This is a genomic window from Peptoclostridium litorale DSM 5388, from assembly GCF_900141635.1.
Lineage (GTDB): Bacteria > Bacillota > Clostridia > Peptostreptococcales > Peptostreptococcaceae > Peptoclostridium > Peptoclostridium litorale.
Genome location: NZ_FSRH01000011.1, coordinates 18,616 through 34,684, shown reverse-complemented (window position 1 = coordinate 34,684; position 16,069 = coordinate 18,616). Strand labels below are relative to the sequence as shown.

Below are 16,069 nucleotides of genomic sequence, written 5' to 3'. Positions count from 1 at the left end.
ACTGCCGATTATCATTTTTTCAGAGCCTCTTTCATTCTCTTGTATTCTTCTTCGCTTATTTCCCCTCTGGCAAATCTTTCGTCGAGTATATCCTCAGGGGTTTTGGCGGCCACATCATCACTTTTTTTGCTGGCCCCTAATTGATATACTGCATATATGATGAGTCCTATAAGCAATAGCGGTATTAGCATCATAAAAAATCCCCATCCTCCCATAAATCTATAATAGTCATGGTGCATCATATGAAGCCCTCCCTTTTTTTAATCCTCATGGTGTGAAATTACTTCAATGAGTTTTCCATGCCAGTCATGGAACCACACATCCCCAGTATAGTAATTTACACTTAGCATCCCTACTGTCTGTTCTTCTTTTTTTATGTGTAATGTATAGTATCCATAAAATTCATGGCCTTCTTCTGTAGCTACCATATCTTCATCGACATATTTTTTTACATACTCAGTTGCTAATTCAACCGCAAGCTCAAGGCTTATCTGTTTTGTAGCGTCCTCATTTCTATAGTATCCCGAGTATTCATTGAAAAATGAACGGCTTCGCATGTGTCTCCCCATAATATGCCCTCTTCCATGCATACCATACTTTTCATTCCACATCATGTTGGGACCATGTTCAGGATATATAACGCCACTATACTGATTGACAAGAAGCTCAAAAGCACCTTTCCCAGTGGCTGCTTCTTCAATAGAAACATAGTAGTCGCTGTCTTCATATACGAATATGTCTGCGATTTCAAGTTCCTCTTCGAAATCTGCTATATACCGATCTACTTCCCTTTTGATTTCTTCAATGCTCATAAGGATGCCCGAGTCGCTTTGATAACTTGAATACCAGGCAGGCCACATCCCTTTTCTAAGCGGACCTCTGAGAAAATTTGAATATGAGTAAAAAGAAAAAGCCATCAATAAAAATGTTGATATAACTATGACACTGACCCAAAGTCTTTTCTTGTCTTTCAAAACATTCACCCTCTTTCTCTATTTTTAATGGATATATACCCTGAAGCAAAACGATTTAAATTGCCATGCTAATTAAATGTTATTATATGCATCCTGTTAGGGTATAACACTTATGATTAATCCAAATTCAATTTACACTGAAGATGCAATGGGGGTATGTCATATGGAGATGAATTATGAAGTCAGGACAGAAAAGTCATTTTACGAGGCAATCAAATCGATAAAGGAACATTTGGAAAAATGTAAATTCGGGGTTTTATGGGAGGTTAATTTTAAAGACAAGCTTGCGGAGAAAGGGTTTGAGTTCGGACGAGATGTTCAAATATTGGAAGTGTGCAACCCTGCAAACGCAGTTGAGGTTCTTGGAAAGAATATAGAAGTCGCTTATTTTTTGCCGTGTAAAGTCGTTGTATATGAGAAAGATGACAGCGTGTACATAGGCATGGTACGCCCGGAAAAACTTATTGAACTGCTTGGAGACAAAAGTCTACAAGACATAGCTATGAGTATAGAATCCGATTTGAAAAAAGCTATACAAGATGCTTCTAAATAAGTTAGTCCAGTGTCCAAAATTAATTTTATTTAATATTATCATTGGGAATTAGTTCAGGAACAATATTAACAAATCGTTTTGTAGTATCAATACCTGATTGGTTGGCAATTATATTTATGATTTTGTCAGCAGCATCTCTTATCGTTTTTATTATTAAAAATCGCCACAAAAGAAAATGAGCATAATCTGTAGTCATAATAATATACAATCTTCTTATTTTTTAGTTTTAAACAGAGCCATAAAATTAAACAATTCGCCTTTTTTCATTCAAATAATAAGCCTGTTTTAACACCCAGAATCATGCCGCTACATTCAACAAATCCCTGACAGTCGCTAGAAACATAGTCTTTCCAATGCATCCATAATAACCATTTGACTTTTATATGTTAAGCCGGTAACAAATTGGGTATAAATTATGAAGTACTGCTGAATAGTGGCTTTTTGAAATCTAAAATTTTGTACAATCCCAGGCCTCGCTTGTGGTGATACAGGGTACATGTATTATATTCGGCAATGCAAATAAAATAAATTAAAAAGGGTGATAATATGGGTAAGATCAATGTCGGTTTAATATTCGGAAGTAAATCTGGGGAACATGACGTGTCGCTCAAGTCTGCGGCATCTGTATACAGGGCTATGGACAAGGAGAAGTATAACATATATCTGATAGGAATTACAAAAGAGGGAAGATGGGCATACTGCAACTGTTCTCCTGAAAGCATGGAAAGCGGAGACTGGCTTGACTATGAAATCAAGGGAGCTAAAATCAACATAATACCTTCAAGCGGAAGACGGACGGGAATAGAGCTAAGCGACGGAAGCCTTCTGGAAATCGATGTGTGCCTGCCGGTGCTTCACGGACCTTACGGAGAAGACGGATCTATTCAGGGACTTCTTGAAATGGCAGAAATACCATATGTGGGCTGCAAAGTCCTAGCATCGAGCCTGGCAATGGACAAGGCCATGTTCAAAAAGATCATGGTGTTTGAAGGAATCCCTCAGGTGGACTACGAGTGCACTACAAAAAATGAATTCGAAAGAAACAAAGACGCCATTGTTGAAAGAATAGAATCCAATCTGACATATCCTCTGTTCATAAAGCCTGCCAATCTCGGTTCAAGCGTTGGAATATCCAAAGCAGACACAAGAGATGAGCTCATCGAAGGAATGGAAATCGCATTCTCATTCGACAAGAAAATAGTAATAGAAAAGGGACTTGACGTTCGTGAAATAGAAGTCGCAGTTCTTGAAGACGGAGACATAAAAGTTTCAGCCCCGGGCGAGGCAATATCGTGCGCAGACTTTTACAGCTATGATGCAAAATACCTAGCAAAGGAATCGGAGACAATAATCCCTGCGAATGTAAACCCTGATCAAATAAGCATTATCAGCGACCTTGCCAAAAAGGCATTCAAGGCCATTGACGGCAACGGAATATCCAGAATAGACTTTTTCATAGAAAATGAAACCGGAAACATATATCTGAATGAAATAAACACAATGCCAGGCTTCACAAAGTCGAGCATGTATCCAAAGCTTTGGGAGGCTACGGGAATCGCATACACGGACCTTATAGACAAGCTTATAAGCGTTGCAATGGAAAACCACGCAAAATCAAGTGCATATGCATGCTGCTAGTTAGGCATATGTGTTCACCGCTTTAAAAACAGGGATTTAATTCAAATGAATATCAATAAAAAAGGACGGGCTGCTATGCCCGTCCTTTTTTATTGATATTGAACCTTGTAGTGCAAATATTGCAAGCAACCGGGCAGGCGATTGACACTGTTTCAAACTCGCACACGCAAATAGTTAATCCATTAAGTATTGTTCTCCATATAAAGCCATGTTATAATTTCTATTGCTGTTGAAAAATCAAGGAGGTAATATATCTTGTATTTAGAAGGAATAGCAAAAGGACTCTTTTTCATAGCAATAGGTATTTTTGCAATACTAGGAGCAGTCAAAAAGCCTCGCTTTTTCTGGGGAGCCAGAAAAGCAAAGTCAATGAGAAGAATATTCGGAGACAGGATAACTTCCATATTCTACATAGCTATAGGAATATTTCTTTCTGGATTCGGCATAACTATGTTTTTTGCGGGTTAGTCATGCCGGATTTCCGCTGGAAAGCCTACTTTTTACAATCCGCCAACGCATATTTGATGCGTTGGCTTTTGTTTTATATTAATAAAAATCAGTTAAAGCGGAATTTTTGGGTCGTAACCAAACTTATTTCACTTTATTTAGTCAAACGGTTGGATGTCGACTGCTACCATGTGCCGATTTCAGATATTGATTTTAATGCTTACCAAAGCACAAATATTACATTATATTTTACTGTACGCACACAGATGTAGAGATTAAGAGCAAAGATATCGAAGACATAGCCGAAAACAAAGAGGATACGACACTTCTAATTTACATTGGTCTTTTATATACAATTTTATCCAGCTTTGCCCATGCAGGTTCAACTATTCAACTTCTATCTTTCAGAAGTCCAGGCCTTCACCATGTATGCAACATCTTTTGGCCTTTCAAGCGGCAGAAAATGCCCCATATTGCTTATGATCATAATGGATATGTCAGGTATTTTTTCAAACATGACCATTTGATCCGCCAAAGGGGATATGGTGTCAACGCTTCCCGCTATAAGCTGCACCGGCATTTCCAAACTTTCCAGTGAATCTAAAACGTCAAATGTCTGAAGAGTCTTAAGGTCGCACATGCAAGTGTCAATAGGCGCCAGCATGCCAGAAATTGAATCCATAAGCCTTGCTCTATTCTTCTCGCCTATCTCCGCACTTATAACACTAGTGAGCGTTTCAAGAAAAACCTCTTTTGGTATATCCGGGAATGTCCAATTGGATGAAGAGCTTAGCATTGTCAGCATTGTCACTCCTTGGTATTTATCTAGCGCCAGCTGCAGGCCTATTGACCCTCCCATGGACCATCCTATGATATGTATGTCATCTTTTGAAATTTCACCCGAAGCCTTATGCTCATTTAGGTATTCTTTTACCTTCTGCGCATAGCCGGCTGCGCTGTATTCCCCTTCACCCATTCCCTCAATGTGCCCCGGCAGGTCTAGAATGAAAATCTGCTTTTCATACAGTTTGGAAAGTTCACATGCAAAATCCTGTAGTATTTTGCTGTTTAGAAAAGCCGAGTGAATTATAACTATAGTCCCGTTGTCCTTGAAATTGTCATTGATTGTCCTTTTATCCATGTTCAAATTTCCCATAATTCAAATATCCTCCTTTTGATTCACAGGCATTCAAAAAGCCTTATATGTGCTGTGGACTTGTAAATATCACAGACTTTAAACCTCAAAACTGTCCCATGTAAAAATCGCCTATTTCTATTAATATTTAATTCTTAAATACCCTCTTTCTATAACTGGAATCATAATAATTGCAGCTACTGTACAGTGTTTTTTGCAAATAAAGCTTACAAAACAGTTATCGCATGGCCCAAATTGAAAGCCGTGCCTTTTGCCTCTTTTTGTATAAAAATAAGGACTCTCCATATCTTGGCATTATCAAGCCCTGAAATTGAATATTTTCCATTACACAAAATATGCAACCTCAAAAGACAAAGGGACTGCAGCATCTGCAGTCCCTTTGTCTTTTGAGGTTGGCTGTTAAACCTTTTAAATTCGGGGTTTTGTATAAATCTTTTCAATATATTAATCATGAAAAGGAGTGGCGTATTCACTTCTGTGATTATTACCATTTTGTAATGGTTACACTTTAATAATATTACTTTTATAGCTTTTTGTCAATAGTTTTCAGTAAATTTCTAATAGAATCTATATATTTTTGGTGCACATTCTTCAGGCAGCTTTTTTTATCCATTAGGGTGAATACAATCCAAATTATAGTGAATAAATAGAGTATCAGAATATTTTCACAGCCAATGCATATGTAATGGGTTTACGGGCTACTTCTACTCAAAGGAGGGTTTAATTTGAGGTCGAAAGATTTTAAGGGACTGTTTAAAAAGAGCGACATATATCTTAGGGAATCGAGGCTGGAAGTCGGGGACATATACACTTTTGAGTTTGGTTTTTACAACCATGTGTATTGGATTCCCGGACAGCACGCCATATTCACTTTCCCCGACAAGAAAATTCACGGCAAGAGCTTTCGCGCATTCAGCATAGCTTCAGTAAAAAGCGAGGGCAAGATAATGATTTCCACTCGAGTAGGCGATAGCCCCAGCAGCTTCAAGCAGGCACTAATAGAATTAAAGCCCGGGGAGCCCATGAACATGAGCGGACCTTTCGGATGGTTTTACATAAGGGATTATGAAAGGCCTACAGCAATGATAGCTGGAGGAATAGGCATAACACCTGTGAGGGCTCTTATAAAAAATATTCAGCTTGAATGCAGGGCTTTTCCATCCGCCAAATTGATTTTTTCCGACAGCAGAGGCAGTTTTGCATACAAAAAAGAAATTGAGGATGCCCAAAATGACATCCCCAATTTCAATTCAGCTTTTGTAACCGACAGGATCAGTTTCAATTTTGAAATTGAATCTTTTGTTCAAAACCACGGAAACAGCGCCATGTACTTCCTATCTGGAAGCCCAGCCATGATAATGGCAGTGAGAAAGCAGCTCAAGTCACTTGGCATATCGCGATCAAATATTGTAAATGATCCGTTCTTTGGATATTAAGTCATTTTTACAGGGGCTGTATGAGGGCTTTTCACAGCCCCTGACTCATGTTAATAGCGAGTTTGAGCATTGCGAAATACTCCCTTACATAGTATTTTGGCGCCAGGTAGGCCCTTGTCACCGACGGCAGTCCATATGGAAGAATTTTAAACTCTTTCGCTATAGCCTTAGCCCTTAAAAGGTGGAACCTGTTTGATATTATTACTGCGCTGTGTACGCTCTTTCCATCCATGTCTTCCATTATTTTTTTTGCAAACTTTATGTTTTCAACAGTGCTTGTTGATTTTTCCTCTTTCACTATGCGACTTTCGTCTATTCCCCTGTCAACAAGGTATTTTTTCATTGCACTGGCCTCTGTTATGTCCTCTCCTTTTCCCTGTCCCCCAGTAACTATTATTACCGCCGTTTCATTTTCATTGGCATACTCCAGGCATTTCCTCAGCCTGTCCAAGAGTGTGAGCGAGGGAGTCTTTCCCCTGAGGCCGGCACCCAGCACTATTATATAGTCCGGATTTTCAGGCTCATCTTCCTTACCGCCGAGGTATATCGCCCCTTCCATTATAAAAAAGGATATCAGCCACGCTAAAAACGTATATGCCAGCACCGTCTTGATTTTTCTCCAAACAATCGATTTATTCATATTTTCACCCCAAAACCATATTCTATGCTTATATCCAGCGCCTGTTTCCATTTGTCACCGGATATTGGCATATCTTCTCAGTCCCGCCTGATTAATATATTATAACGATATCAGCTGCAATTGTTGGCTTTTGAGAGTTTTTAATATAATTTTAAGAAATGAAAAAGAGCCATTCTCAGCAGGAATATTAACATCCTTGCCGAGACAGCTCTATCAAATTATCTTTCCTACCAGATTGACTGGGCATCCAATTTCATCACTTATGGTTCCGTAGCTTATTACAATCACCGCTGTGCAAGGCCCTGCCGATTTTTCAATTTCTATATGCAGGTTTTTTACATACTCTATCTCCAGGCCTTCAGCCTTGGACAGACCCGCAAGCTCACCTTTTATTCCAGACGATCCAACAGGTATTATCTCCCTTACATTTTCTAGCTTTAAAAGCCTTAGCACAAGACTTGCATTTGCTATAGACTTTTCATTTGCCAATACTTCTTCACCCACGCTGGGAACACCTATTGCATATACATAATCTCCGCTTTTCACCCTGTGCATAAGCACATCTTCCTCACAAATGGCTCCAATCGCGGTTACTCCCAGTGCGGTCATTGAAGTCTCCATGTTTTTTTCAGTGCTTACTGTAACTGGAATCTCAGCCCCTATTTCGCCCAGTTCGTCTCTTATTCCCTTTATAATTTCATCTCCTGTGGGATCAGGCTCATTGCATATGCTTACAGTAATCCCCGCAATATCCGCCCCTGTCGAAAGAACTTCCATAATACACACCCTCGCAGTGTATTTCCCCGTGATGTGGCATGGAACCTTTACAATGTCGTTTTCCTTGAGTCCTATGGCCCCGCATGAATCGCAGGCCACAACTACGAGCTTGCCGCAGCCAATCCCTAAAAAATCGACATCCCTGTGCTTATTTTCCATAGCCGCCAAACCCTCTTTTTCCTGCAAGCGATGTTTTTTCAAGCGACTTGAACACTGCCGCTGCAAAAATTATGTTGATTGCGCTTGCAAGCAGCAAAAACGGAGCTATTCCTGCAAAGAATCCCCCTCCGAACTGTGGAAGCAGAGTAAGCGCAATAGGTGCTCCAGCCCCGTTTAATATGATTCCAACAGCCGACGCCACAAATATATTAGTCCACTTGTATGTAATGCTGTATGCGTATACCGATATGAACATCATAACTCCTATTATCAAATGTACCGGTAGCGACAGGGGAAATCCCGTATTTGCCGAAGTCAGCATATGTCCTATGAACGCTATAACTCCTCCCGGCAATCCTCCCAAAACCAGTCCTCCAAGATACGCCGGCATTGAATCCAGCGCTATGCTCTGGATAGGGCTTGGTATTTTAATGTACGCCCCCACAAAGCTCAGGGCTATGAACATCCCCATAATCACGAGTCTTTTAGTCTTGCTGTTCATTTTTACCACCTTTCTTGTCCTAAATTGTCACTCAATAAGTATATTCTTTTATGCGGCTCATTTCAATTCAAAAATAAATAAGCCAACAATAACATTTATACAGTAAAGCACAGTTGGAGCTCCTTTACAACGGTCGTATTCCCCAAATCGCTTGTAAAATCAGAGATATGCAGGTGCATGGACAACCGGATAGTCTCATCTTATTTCAGCAGTATTGCCGAAGCCGAAAATTGGTTGAAATCTGAAGAGTATCAATAAAAATCGCAACTACAGTATTTCCTTTTATTCGGCGATAACTTTAACAACTTCACGGGCTAAATAAAATTGAAAACTAATTTTTGACAAGTATAATATTTTAATGCTATATTTGTCTTTGTATACGGTATATTTGTATCGCTACAGAGCACGCTTTGTTTCCCCTAATTGCACTTGTACCTATAATGGGGGATCCCTTATTTTTTCACAGCAAAATATTAAACTGCAAAGAGAGGAGGCATGGCATTTAGTGCAAAGTAAATTTCAAATACCTAATGCAGCAATGCAATTTGGCAGTTTTTAACATCAGAATATTTACAACTAAATACCTGGGAGGAATTATGACAAGAAAAATTAAAAACAACAGAGGTATGCACAGCATAAAAAACAAAATCATCGCAATGATACTAATTTCAATGGTGCTTCAGCTAGGCGTATTTGGATATTTTTCAAACAAGATATCATTTAATCTTTTGGAAAACAAGCTCTCCACGACAGCCCAGCAGGCTATATCCGAAACCGAAAAATATGTTGACCAGTTTTTAAGTAAAATGGAAGTACAGCTTGTTTCAATAACCGATAACGAAAATATAAAAAACTTTGATGCGTTTTCGGGAAATGAAGTTTTAAAGAGCGTCAAAAGCAGCAACAGCGAAATCTTGTCTACATATTTTGGGGACAAGGATGGCGCAATACACATTCATCCCGCCCAGGACTTTTCGCAGGATTATGACCCCAGGCAAAGGCCTTGGTATAAAGATGCCGTATCAAGCAAGGGACAAGTCATATGGACAGATCCCTATACTGATGAGTTTACTGGCAAGCTGATAATTTCGCTGGCAAAGGCCGTAGTTGACGGCGGCGGCAACATTGCCGGAGTTGCTGCCATAGACGTCGACCTTTCAACGCTTTCATCTCAAATATCAAAAACTACCATAGGCCGACGTGGGGCCATAACAGTCCTTGATTCCAATGGACTCACTTTGGCGCATAAGGAGTCTTCTCTGATTGGGACAGCTCTGGCTGAAAAGCTGGGAGTCTGGGAAGAATTAAAGTCAAATGAAAGTGGATTTACAGAGTACATATACAATGGCCAAGATAAGTTTCTCACATTTGTAACGGCTGAAAAAACGGGCTGGAAGCTGTTCGCCTTTATGGAAAAAGAAGAGCTGCTCGAGGATACGAATGTCATAAAAAAATCTGTAATCATAAGTATTTTAATAGGTTCCATAGTAGCAGTAATACTAGCTCTTTTCATAGCCAGAATGATATCCACTCCACTCGGCACAGGGGTTAGACATTTGGAGACCTTAGCCACTGGAGACTTCACAAGTCAAGTGCCCAAGTCATATATGGAGAGAAATGACGAGTTCGGACAGCTTGCAAAGGCAATTGACCGTCTGCAGACGGATTTGAATAAATTGCTAAAAGACATAAGTGTTTCGGCTCACACTGTAAACGAATCGGCAGTCACTCTTTCACAAATATCAGTTCAGTCGGCAGAAGCCGCTGGGGAAGTCTCAAAGACAATTGACGAGGTTTCAAAAGGCGCTGAGTCCCAGGCAACTGACACTCAAAATGGTACATGCAAAATGAATGATATAGCATCCATAATCGAAAAGGTTACTCGCGACTCAGAAAACATGAAATCCGTTTCCAGAAGGACTAATGCACTTGCAGAAAATGGCTTTGACATAGTTAAAAAACTCAATGAAAAAAGTATCCAGAGCAATGAGATGTCGCAGGAAGTAGCATCCATAGTAGCCGAAGTAGCTGAAAGCGCAGAGGGCATAGGAACAATACTCGAAGCAATAATGGCGATATCCAGCCAGACAAACCTGCTTGCCCTCAATGCAAACATCGAGGCGGCCAGGGCGGGAGAACACGGAAAGGGATTTGCCGTGGTAGCTGATGAGGTAAGAAAACTTGCTGAAGAATCGGCAATGTCGGCCGGAACGATAAAAGAGATAATAGGGGCAATCCAAAACAAGACAAGGTCAGCCGTATCCGCCATAGAAAAGGCAAATGAGGTTGTGCAGGAGCAAAATAAAGCGGTCGAGGAGACAAATTCCATATTCAAGGATATATCAAACTCCATAGATCTTTTAGGGGGCAATATTACCGCCATACAAGATGACAACAATGAAATGCTAAATGCAAAAGATGAAATGGTTCTTATTGTAGAAAACATAGCCTTGGCAGCACAGCAGTCTTCCGCAGCCACTCAGGAGGTCTCTGCAGCTACAGAAGAGCAGCTGGCATCCATGGAAGAGCTTTCATCCCACTCTCAGAATTTAGAGAGTCTGTCTGTAGACCTTCAAAATACAGTTGATAAGTTCAAAATAAAATAAGCACATGAATGCATGAAAAGCAAAAGCATCAATTATCCCCCGCATAATTGATGCTTCCCTTTTTCTCAATTTTTTTGTAAAAATCTCTGTCTGCAAATTCAATTCCTTTGAATTTTGCTCACTTTGTCCAAAAGCGCTCATCAAGCTTTTTTGTCTATGAATATCCCAGCTTTCTCCATCATGTGCGCCGCCATGTCCAGTATCTTTTCAGACGGCAGCTCCTTTAAAACCTCTTTTGTATTCGAGTCTACTATCTTGACCATTATCTGCTTTGTCTTCTTATGTACTGAAAATTCAAGATTTGTGCTAATGCCCATAATATCTGGATTTTCCTTTTCTACAGCTTCTATAAGCTTTTTTTCACCTGGATATGCCGCCTGATTTTTATTTCTTTTTGCTTGATTAAACACATCCGTTTTTTCAGGTGAAATGTTTCTGGAATAATAAATTTCATTTTTTTTCGAAGTCATGCTACTGCTTACTGCCGCCCCACCTAGTCTCATGCTACTTATCTCCTCCACAGGTACTAATTTAAGGCTTCATCATATGTATTTGGACTTTTCGATTTGTAATTCTTCAAGTACGTTCTTTAAACTCTGAAGTTCCTCCAGAGTTTCTTTGTACAGCTTTTCGATTCTACCTCGAGCCCTCAATATGGAATATCGCCTTTCATCTTCCGGTATAAGTTTCAATATGCCCTCAAATTCCGTTGCAGCTCTTTCCATGGCTGCTTTTACAGACTTTGTGCTCATATTATTATCTTCTATTCTATCATCTGCATTGCTCATACTCTCAACCCCTTAACTTCTCAAGCTCTGCTGTCGAACTATTTTATATTATAACATCACAAGGTACTTTGGCACTATTTTTTGTCTTATAAAAACATTAAAATTTTCAACCCCATGGTCGAAAATTTCCCCATATCTAAGCCCTTGCTCGCAATAGTGTGCATATGTAGTATTATGAAAGGGCATATGTGCAATATAAAAGAGAGCCGGAGGCTCTCTTTTATATTGCACACTGCTTGTTTTACATTGCTTTATATTTCAGGGCTAACCTTCTATTATTCCATTTTCAACAAGCCAGTCTTTAGCAACCGTCTCTGCGGCCTTTTGGTCTATGTCGACCTGGGCGTTCATCTTTGCCATCTCTTCATCGTTTATCTTTCCTGCAAGAGAGTTTAGTGCCTCTTCAAGCTCTGGATGCTTTTCAAGAGCGTCGTTTCTCACAAGCACTGACGCATCGTATGGAGGGAAGAAGTTCTTGTCATCTTCAAGAACCACAAAGTCAAATGCAGGTATCCTTCCGTCCGTCGCAAATGATATGCTAACGTCAACCTGGCCTTCTTTAAGGGCCGTATAGCAAAGCCCCGGGTCCATTCCCTTGGCATCTTTGAACTCTATTCCATATACAGGCTTTATTGCTTCGTAACCATCGTTTCTTTCAAGAAATTCCTGAGTTGACGCGAATGTGAAGTCCTTTGCATGCTTTCCAAGGTCTGAAAGAGTCTTTATTCCCATCTCCTCAGCCATTTCTCTTCTCATTGTTATTGCAAATGTGTTGTTGAATCCAAGAGGCTTTAGCCATTTAACTCCGAACTGCTCGTCATATTCGCTCTTTACCGCTTCATATACCTCCTGAGGATCATTCATGGATTCTTTACCAAGAACGCTTATCAGCCCTGTTCCCGTGTATTCAACCATTACGTCTATGTCCCCAGTTTGGATTGAAGTTGCCACAACACTTGATCCACCAAGGTAAGGCTTTCTTTCAACCTCTATGTCCGTCTTGGCCTCTATAACTTCTGATACAAGGTGTACGAGTATGTCTTGCTCCGTGAAGTCCTTACCTCCGACTATTATTTTTTCTGAAGAGTCCTCTCCTCCGCAGGCTGCAAGCGACGTCGCTACAAGCATTGTACATGCTGCTAACGCAGCCTTTTTGAATATGCTCTTAATTTTCATATAAACATTCTCCTTTTCTATCTTTTTATTTTTATATTGTTTACCTCTAACTTGTTTACCTTAGTCCCTTTGGAGTGACCTGCCTTTCAAACATTTTAAGCATTATGTCAAACAGTATCGCGAGAAGCGCCGCGGGAACCGCACCGGCAAGTATCAGCCCGGGGTTTACAGATGATATACCCCTGAATATAAGGTCCCCAAGCCCTCCTGCTCCCACAAGCGATGCAAGCGTCGTAACCCCTATGATAAGTACTGTCGCTGTCCTTATTCCGGCCATTATTATAGTTAGCGAAAGTGGTATTTCGACCATGAAAAGTATCTGGGCAGATGTCATTCCCATCCCCCTTCCGGCCTCCCTCGCTCCAGGGTCTACTCCCATTATCCCAGTGTATGTGTTTCTGAGTATCGGAAGAAGCCCGTATATTGTAAGCGCTATTATCGCAGGCTTTGCCCCTATTCCAAACAGAGGTATCATAAAGCCCAGCAGCGCAAGGCTTGGAATGGTTTGGAACACCGATGTTATGCCTATTACAAGGTCTGCAAATTTTCTGTGCCTTGTAAGGAATATCCCAAGCGGAACGGCTATTAAAACGGCGAATAGCAGCGCCACCATTGTAAGCCACATGTGGCCCACAAGACTGTCTATCACCATCTCCTTCCTTTGGATTAGAGTGTTCACAAAAGCACTTAGTATGTTTTCGTTCATATAAATCTCCTTTCAATTCAATATGTTAAACTCTTGCTGTATTTTAAGTTTGTACTAGTCCGCAAACTCTTCCACGAGAAGCTCCACAAGGTCGGCGTTAGTGATTACCCCCCTCACCCTGTCCGCATCGTCAACGACTGTAAGATATCCCATTTCAGCCTCGTTTACAAGCACGAGAGCATCTTCAAGGCTGTTGTCCATTTTCATCGTCTTGTGATGAGTCTTCATTATGTCTTTTACTGTGAGCTCTTCGTTCTTGTAGTGCTTATATATGTCCCAGGCGCTTGCTATCCCAAGGAATATATTGTCCTTGTCCACCACTATCAGGCTGTCCACCCTGTTTTTGTGGAGTATTTTGACGGACTCTGCCAGCCCCTTTGCAGGCTTTACCGTCACAGCCTTTGAAAGTATCTCTTCTACCGGCGGAAAGTCCATTGATTTGGCATTTTCAAGCCTGTCCTCGCCTATGAAGTTTTTTACGAATTCATTTGCAGGGTGCCTCAGTATCCTCTCAGGTGTGTCTATTTGGACTATCTCCCCGCTTTTCATTATGCATATCCTATCGGCTATCTTTAGCGCCTCGTCCATGTCGTGTGTTACGAACACTATTGTCTTTTTTATCTCTTCCTGAAGCCTTACAAGTTCCTCCTGGAGCTGCTCTCTGCTTATAGGGTCCAGCGCGCTGAAAGGCTCGTCCATAAGTATTATTGACGGGTCTGACGCAAGCGCCCTTATTACTCCAACCCTTTGCTGCTGACCTCCCGAAAGCTCCTTGGGATACCTGTCCTTGTAAATCTCAGGCTCAAGCCCCACCATTTCCAAAAGTTCGTCTACCTTTTTCATGTATCCTACCGGGTCTTCCTTTTTGAGCTTTGGCACAAGCGCCACGTTTTGCGCTATTGTCATGTGCGGGAAAAGCCCTATCTGCTGTATTACATATCCTATATCCCTTCTGAGAGTTACCGGATCCTGCTTTTTTATCGCCTCTCCCTTTATATATATGTTCCCGCTCGTATAGTCTATGAGCCTGTTTATCATCTTCATTGTCGTGGTCTTCCCACAGCCTGAAGGGCCTATAAGCACAAGTAGCTCCCCCTCCTTGATTTCAAGGTTTATGTCTTTCAGGGCCTGGAATCCGTCCTCATAGACCTTCGAAACATTTTCAAACTTAATCATATGTTACTATCCCCTCACTTTTTATATTTCTTTATAGACAACCAAAATAGCCGCTATCACTTTTTCCATTCGCATGTTTGATTTATCGAATTAAAAGCAAGCTCCTTTTATCTTTGATTTCACAAGGGCTTGTGGACATAAGTCTATTCAAGCCCGAAACAAGCAACCTTTATATTTTTTTCGGGTTGTCTGTTTCAACCTGAATTAGTATATCACATTTCAATTTAGTTGTAAAATTTTTTAAATTCAGCTTCTTGTTGAAATTAACTATTATTGCTCATTTCTCTTTTATAAAAAGTCTTTTCAGCATCACATATTATCTTTAATAAGAAAACCCGCTTTTTAATTTTGAAAATTAAAAAGCGGGTTTCCCATTTTAACATATTATTCCGTATATTCTTATCTGTTCACAAAATCCTTTACCCTTACAAGATTATCCTCTATGCATATGAAGTATATCATGTCTTCTTTTTCAAATTGAAAATATGGACCCGGTGATATAAAAAACTCTCCATCTCTTTTTACCGCAGTTATAGTAGCTCCTGTATTGTGCCAAAACTGAAGTTCATTTATTGTCATTCCTATAAGCCTGCTATCTGCCGGAACAGACAACTCATAATTGCATCCAAGGTCTATCCTCTTAAGCTGCATAGTGTATTCAAGCAATGTATCTATACTCTCTTCGATTTTCTTGTCTATTTCTTCCTTTTGAACCCTGAGGCTTTTGAGCCTCGCCCTTACTTTTTTTATGTTGTTCTTTTCAGAAAATTTTCCTATGAAGTCATGAGCCCTTTCAGCAGATATGACAAATATGCCGCTTTTTTGGCTTACATTCACAACTCCCATATCCTGAAGAAGCGATGCAGCCCTTCTTATTGTCTCCGGTGATACGTTGTATTCGCTCGCTAAAGTGGATCTTCCTCTTAGCTTGTCCCCTACCTTGAATTCACCTTCATATATCCTGTGAGCAATGTCTATTGCTATTTTGATATATCTCGGGGTGTTGTTTTTTGGTGTCGTCAATTTATATATACCTCTCTTTGATTAATATGTCATGAGAATTTTTAAAAACAAAAACACAGTCCCCAAACTTAAAGTCATAGCTTCCTCGTCTTTTGACATTAAAAATTTCCATATTGTCCATTGACAAATTCTATTATAGCAAAATACTGAGAAAAATAAACTTTATTTTTTTATCAGTATCAATTCATTCAAACTAGCCAGCTACTCAAGTCAAAAAATCATTTCCCATTCGGTTAAAATACACGCCTGGAACAATGCCAAATTTTACAACTGGCAACTTTTGTGTTATAATTAAGTTGTTAGTGTCGGTAT

Annotated in this window: 17 protein-coding genes; 5 read left to right on the top strand and 12 right to left on the bottom strand. The window is 40.2% G+C overall.

The window, feature by feature from the left end; genetic code table 11:
* Window positions 1-11: 11 nt before the first annotated feature.
* Both BUQ87_RS10635 and BUQ87_RS10630 read right to left on the bottom strand, forming a co-directional pair.
* Entirely contained in the window at window positions 12-242 is a 231-nt protein-coding gene (locus BUQ87_RS10635; RefSeq protein WP_052636088.1) for an SHOCT domain-containing protein, read from the bottom strand.
* A gap of 18 nt (window positions 243-260) precedes the next feature.
* Window positions 261-974, bottom strand: a complete 714-nt coding sequence (locus tag BUQ87_RS10630; protein ID WP_052636089.1) for a hypothetical protein — start codon at window positions 972-974, stop codon at window positions 261-263.
* 163 nt (window positions 975-1,137) lie between these two features.
* On the opposite strand from BUQ87_RS10630, the gene BUQ87_RS10625 reads away from it, so the two are divergent.
* The 3 genes from BUQ87_RS10625 to BUQ87_RS10615 all read left to right on the top strand — a co-directional run bounded on the left by BUQ87_RS10625 (window position 1,138) and on the right by BUQ87_RS10615 (window position 3,633).
* On the top strand, window positions 1,138-1,527 hold the full coding sequence (locus BUQ87_RS10625; RefSeq protein ID WP_038264375.1) for a DUF302 domain-containing protein: 390 nt from the start codon (window positions 1,138-1,140) through the stop codon (window positions 1,525-1,527).
* Between the two features lie 546 nt (window positions 1,528-2,073).
* Window positions 2,074-3,165: a D-alanine--D-alanine ligase family protein gene (locus tag BUQ87_RS10620; RefSeq protein WP_038264378.1), complete on the top strand. Its 1,092-nt coding sequence runs from the start codon at window positions 2,074-2,076 to the stop codon at window positions 3,163-3,165.
* A gap of 255 nt (window positions 3,166-3,420) precedes the next feature.
* Window positions 3,421-3,633, top strand: coding sequence for a hypothetical protein (locus tag BUQ87_RS10615; protein ID WP_038264380.1), 213 nt, complete (start codon window positions 3,421-3,423; stop codon window positions 3,631-3,633).
* Between the two features lie 376 nt (window positions 3,634-4,009).
* On the opposite strand, the gene BUQ87_RS10605 is transcribed toward BUQ87_RS10615, so the two are convergent.
* Window positions 4,010-4,768 carry an alpha/beta fold hydrolase gene (locus BUQ87_RS10605; RefSeq protein ID WP_038264383.1) on the bottom strand — a complete coding sequence of 253 codons (759 nt, stop codon included), beginning with the start codon at window positions 4,766-4,768 and terminating at the stop codon, window positions 4,010-4,012.
* Between the two features lie 725 nt (window positions 4,769-5,493).
* Here BUQ87_RS10605 and BUQ87_RS10595 point away from each other — a divergent pair.
* Window positions 5,494-6,204: an FAD-dependent oxidoreductase gene (locus BUQ87_RS10595; protein WP_038264389.1), complete on the top strand. Its 711-nt coding sequence runs from the start codon at window positions 5,494-5,496 to the stop codon at window positions 6,202-6,204.
* A 31-nt stretch (window positions 6,205-6,235) separates the two neighbouring features.
* Here the strand turns inward: BUQ87_RS10595 and BUQ87_RS10590 are convergent, their stop codons facing one another.
* From BUQ87_RS10590 to BUQ87_RS10580, 3 genes are all read right to left on the bottom strand, one after another.
* On the bottom strand, window positions 6,236-6,844 hold the full coding sequence (locus BUQ87_RS10590) for a YdcF family protein (RefSeq protein WP_074210101.1): 609 nt from the start codon (window positions 6,842-6,844) through the stop codon (window positions 6,236-6,238).
* 213 nt (window positions 6,845-7,057) lie between these two features.
* The gene (locus BUQ87_RS10585; RefSeq protein ID WP_038264392.1) at window positions 7,058-7,780 is read right to left on the bottom strand and encodes a hypothetical protein; all 723 of its coding nucleotides are present in this window, start codon (window positions 7,778-7,780) and stop codon (window positions 7,058-7,060) included.
* Entirely contained in the window at window positions 7,770-8,282 is a 513-nt protein-coding gene (locus BUQ87_RS10580; RefSeq protein ID WP_052636091.1) for an ECF transporter S component, read from the bottom strand. Before BUQ87_RS10580 ends, BUQ87_RS10585 begins: the two co-directional genes overlap by 11 nt.
* A 596-nt stretch (window positions 8,283-8,878) precedes the next feature.
* Here BUQ87_RS10580 and BUQ87_RS10575 point away from each other — a divergent pair.
* Window positions 8,879-10,888, top strand: coding sequence for a methyl-accepting chemotaxis protein (locus BUQ87_RS10575; protein WP_038264395.1), 2,010 nt, complete (start codon window positions 8,879-8,881; stop codon window positions 10,886-10,888).
* Between the two features lie 140 nt (window positions 10,889-11,028).
* On the opposite strand, the gene BUQ87_RS10570 is transcribed toward BUQ87_RS10575, so the two are convergent.
* The 6 genes from BUQ87_RS10570 to BUQ87_RS10545 form a co-directional block, all read right to left on the bottom strand.
* Complete coding sequence (locus BUQ87_RS10570) at window positions 11,029-11,391, bottom strand: flagellar protein FlaG (RefSeq protein WP_038264397.1); 363 nt, start codon at window positions 11,389-11,391, stop codon at window positions 11,029-11,031.
* A gap of 39 nt (window positions 11,392-11,430) precedes the next feature.
* Window positions 11,431-11,676 carry a hypothetical protein gene (locus tag BUQ87_RS10565; RefSeq protein WP_038264400.1) on the bottom strand — a complete coding sequence of 82 codons (246 nt, stop codon included), beginning with the start codon at window positions 11,674-11,676 and terminating at the stop codon, window positions 11,431-11,433.
* Between the two features lie 264 nt (window positions 11,677-11,940).
* Entirely contained in the window at window positions 11,941-12,852 is a 912-nt protein-coding gene (locus BUQ87_RS10560; RefSeq protein ID WP_052636092.1) for an ABC transporter substrate-binding protein, read from the bottom strand.
* A gap of 55 nt (window positions 12,853-12,907) precedes the next feature.
* Window positions 12,908-13,558 carry an ABC transporter permease gene (locus BUQ87_RS10555; protein ID WP_052636093.1) on the bottom strand — a complete coding sequence of 217 codons (651 nt, stop codon included), beginning with the start codon at window positions 13,556-13,558 and terminating at the stop codon, window positions 12,908-12,910.
* A 54-nt stretch (window positions 13,559-13,612) separates the two neighbouring features.
* Window positions 13,613-14,734: an ABC transporter ATP-binding protein gene (locus BUQ87_RS10550; RefSeq protein ID WP_038264403.1), complete on the bottom strand. Its 1,122-nt coding sequence runs from the start codon at window positions 14,732-14,734 to the stop codon at window positions 13,613-13,615.
* 399 nt (window positions 14,735-15,133) lie between these two features.
* Window positions 15,134-15,757, bottom strand: coding sequence for a GntR family transcriptional regulator (locus BUQ87_RS10545; RefSeq protein WP_038264405.1), 624 nt, complete (start codon window positions 15,755-15,757; stop codon window positions 15,134-15,136).
* Between the last annotated feature and the right edge of the window lie 312 nt (window positions 15,758-16,069).

What these genes read in the sequence shown, in the direction of transcription:
- BUQ87_RS10635 (WP_052636088.1), bottom strand. Translation starts at nt 242, where the DNA reads ATGATGCACCATGACTATTATAGATTTATGGGAGGATGGGGATTTTTT.
- BUQ87_RS10625 (WP_038264375.1), top strand. Translation starts at nt 1,138, where the DNA reads ATGGAGATGAATTATGAAGTCAGGACAGAAAAGTCATTTTACGAGGCA.
- BUQ87_RS10620 (WP_038264378.1), top strand. Translation starts at nt 2,074, where the DNA reads ATGGGTAAGATCAATGTCGGTTTAATATTCGGAAGTAAATCTGGGGAA.
- BUQ87_RS10605 (WP_038264383.1), bottom strand. Translation starts at nt 4,768, where the DNA reads ATGGGAAATTTGAACATGGATAAAAGGACAATCAATGACAATTTCAAG.
- BUQ87_RS10590 (WP_074210101.1), bottom strand. Translation starts at nt 6,844, where the DNA reads ATGAATAAATCGATTGTTTGGAGAAAAATCAAGACGGTGCTGGCATAT.
- BUQ87_RS10585 (WP_038264392.1), bottom strand. Translation starts at nt 7,780, where the DNA reads ATGGAAAATAAGCACAGGGATGTCGATTTTTTAGGGATTGGCTGCGGC.
- BUQ87_RS10580 (WP_052636091.1), bottom strand. Translation starts at nt 8,282, where the DNA reads ATGAACAGCAAGACTAAAAGACTCGTGATTATGGGGATGTTCATAGCC.
- BUQ87_RS10575 (WP_038264395.1), top strand. Translation starts at nt 8,879, where the DNA reads ATGACAAGAAAAATTAAAAACAACAGAGGTATGCACAGCATAAAAAAC.
- BUQ87_RS10570 (WP_038264397.1), bottom strand. Translation starts at nt 11,391, where the DNA reads ATGAGACTAGGTGGGGCGGCAGTAAGCAGTAGCATGACTTCGAAAAAA.
- BUQ87_RS10565 (WP_038264400.1), bottom strand. Translation starts at nt 11,676, where the DNA reads ATGAGCAATGCAGATGATAGAATAGAAGATAATAATATGAGCACAAAG.
- BUQ87_RS10560 (WP_052636092.1), bottom strand. Translation starts at nt 12,852, where the DNA reads ATGAAAATTAAGAGCATATTCAAAAAGGCTGCGTTAGCAGCATGTACA.
- BUQ87_RS10555 (WP_052636093.1), bottom strand. Translation starts at nt 13,558, where the DNA reads ATGAACGAAAACATACTAAGTGCTTTTGTGAACACTCTAATCCAAAGG.
- BUQ87_RS10550 (WP_038264403.1), bottom strand. Translation starts at nt 14,734, where the DNA reads ATGATTAAGTTTGAAAATGTTTCGAAGGTCTATGAGGACGGATTCCAG.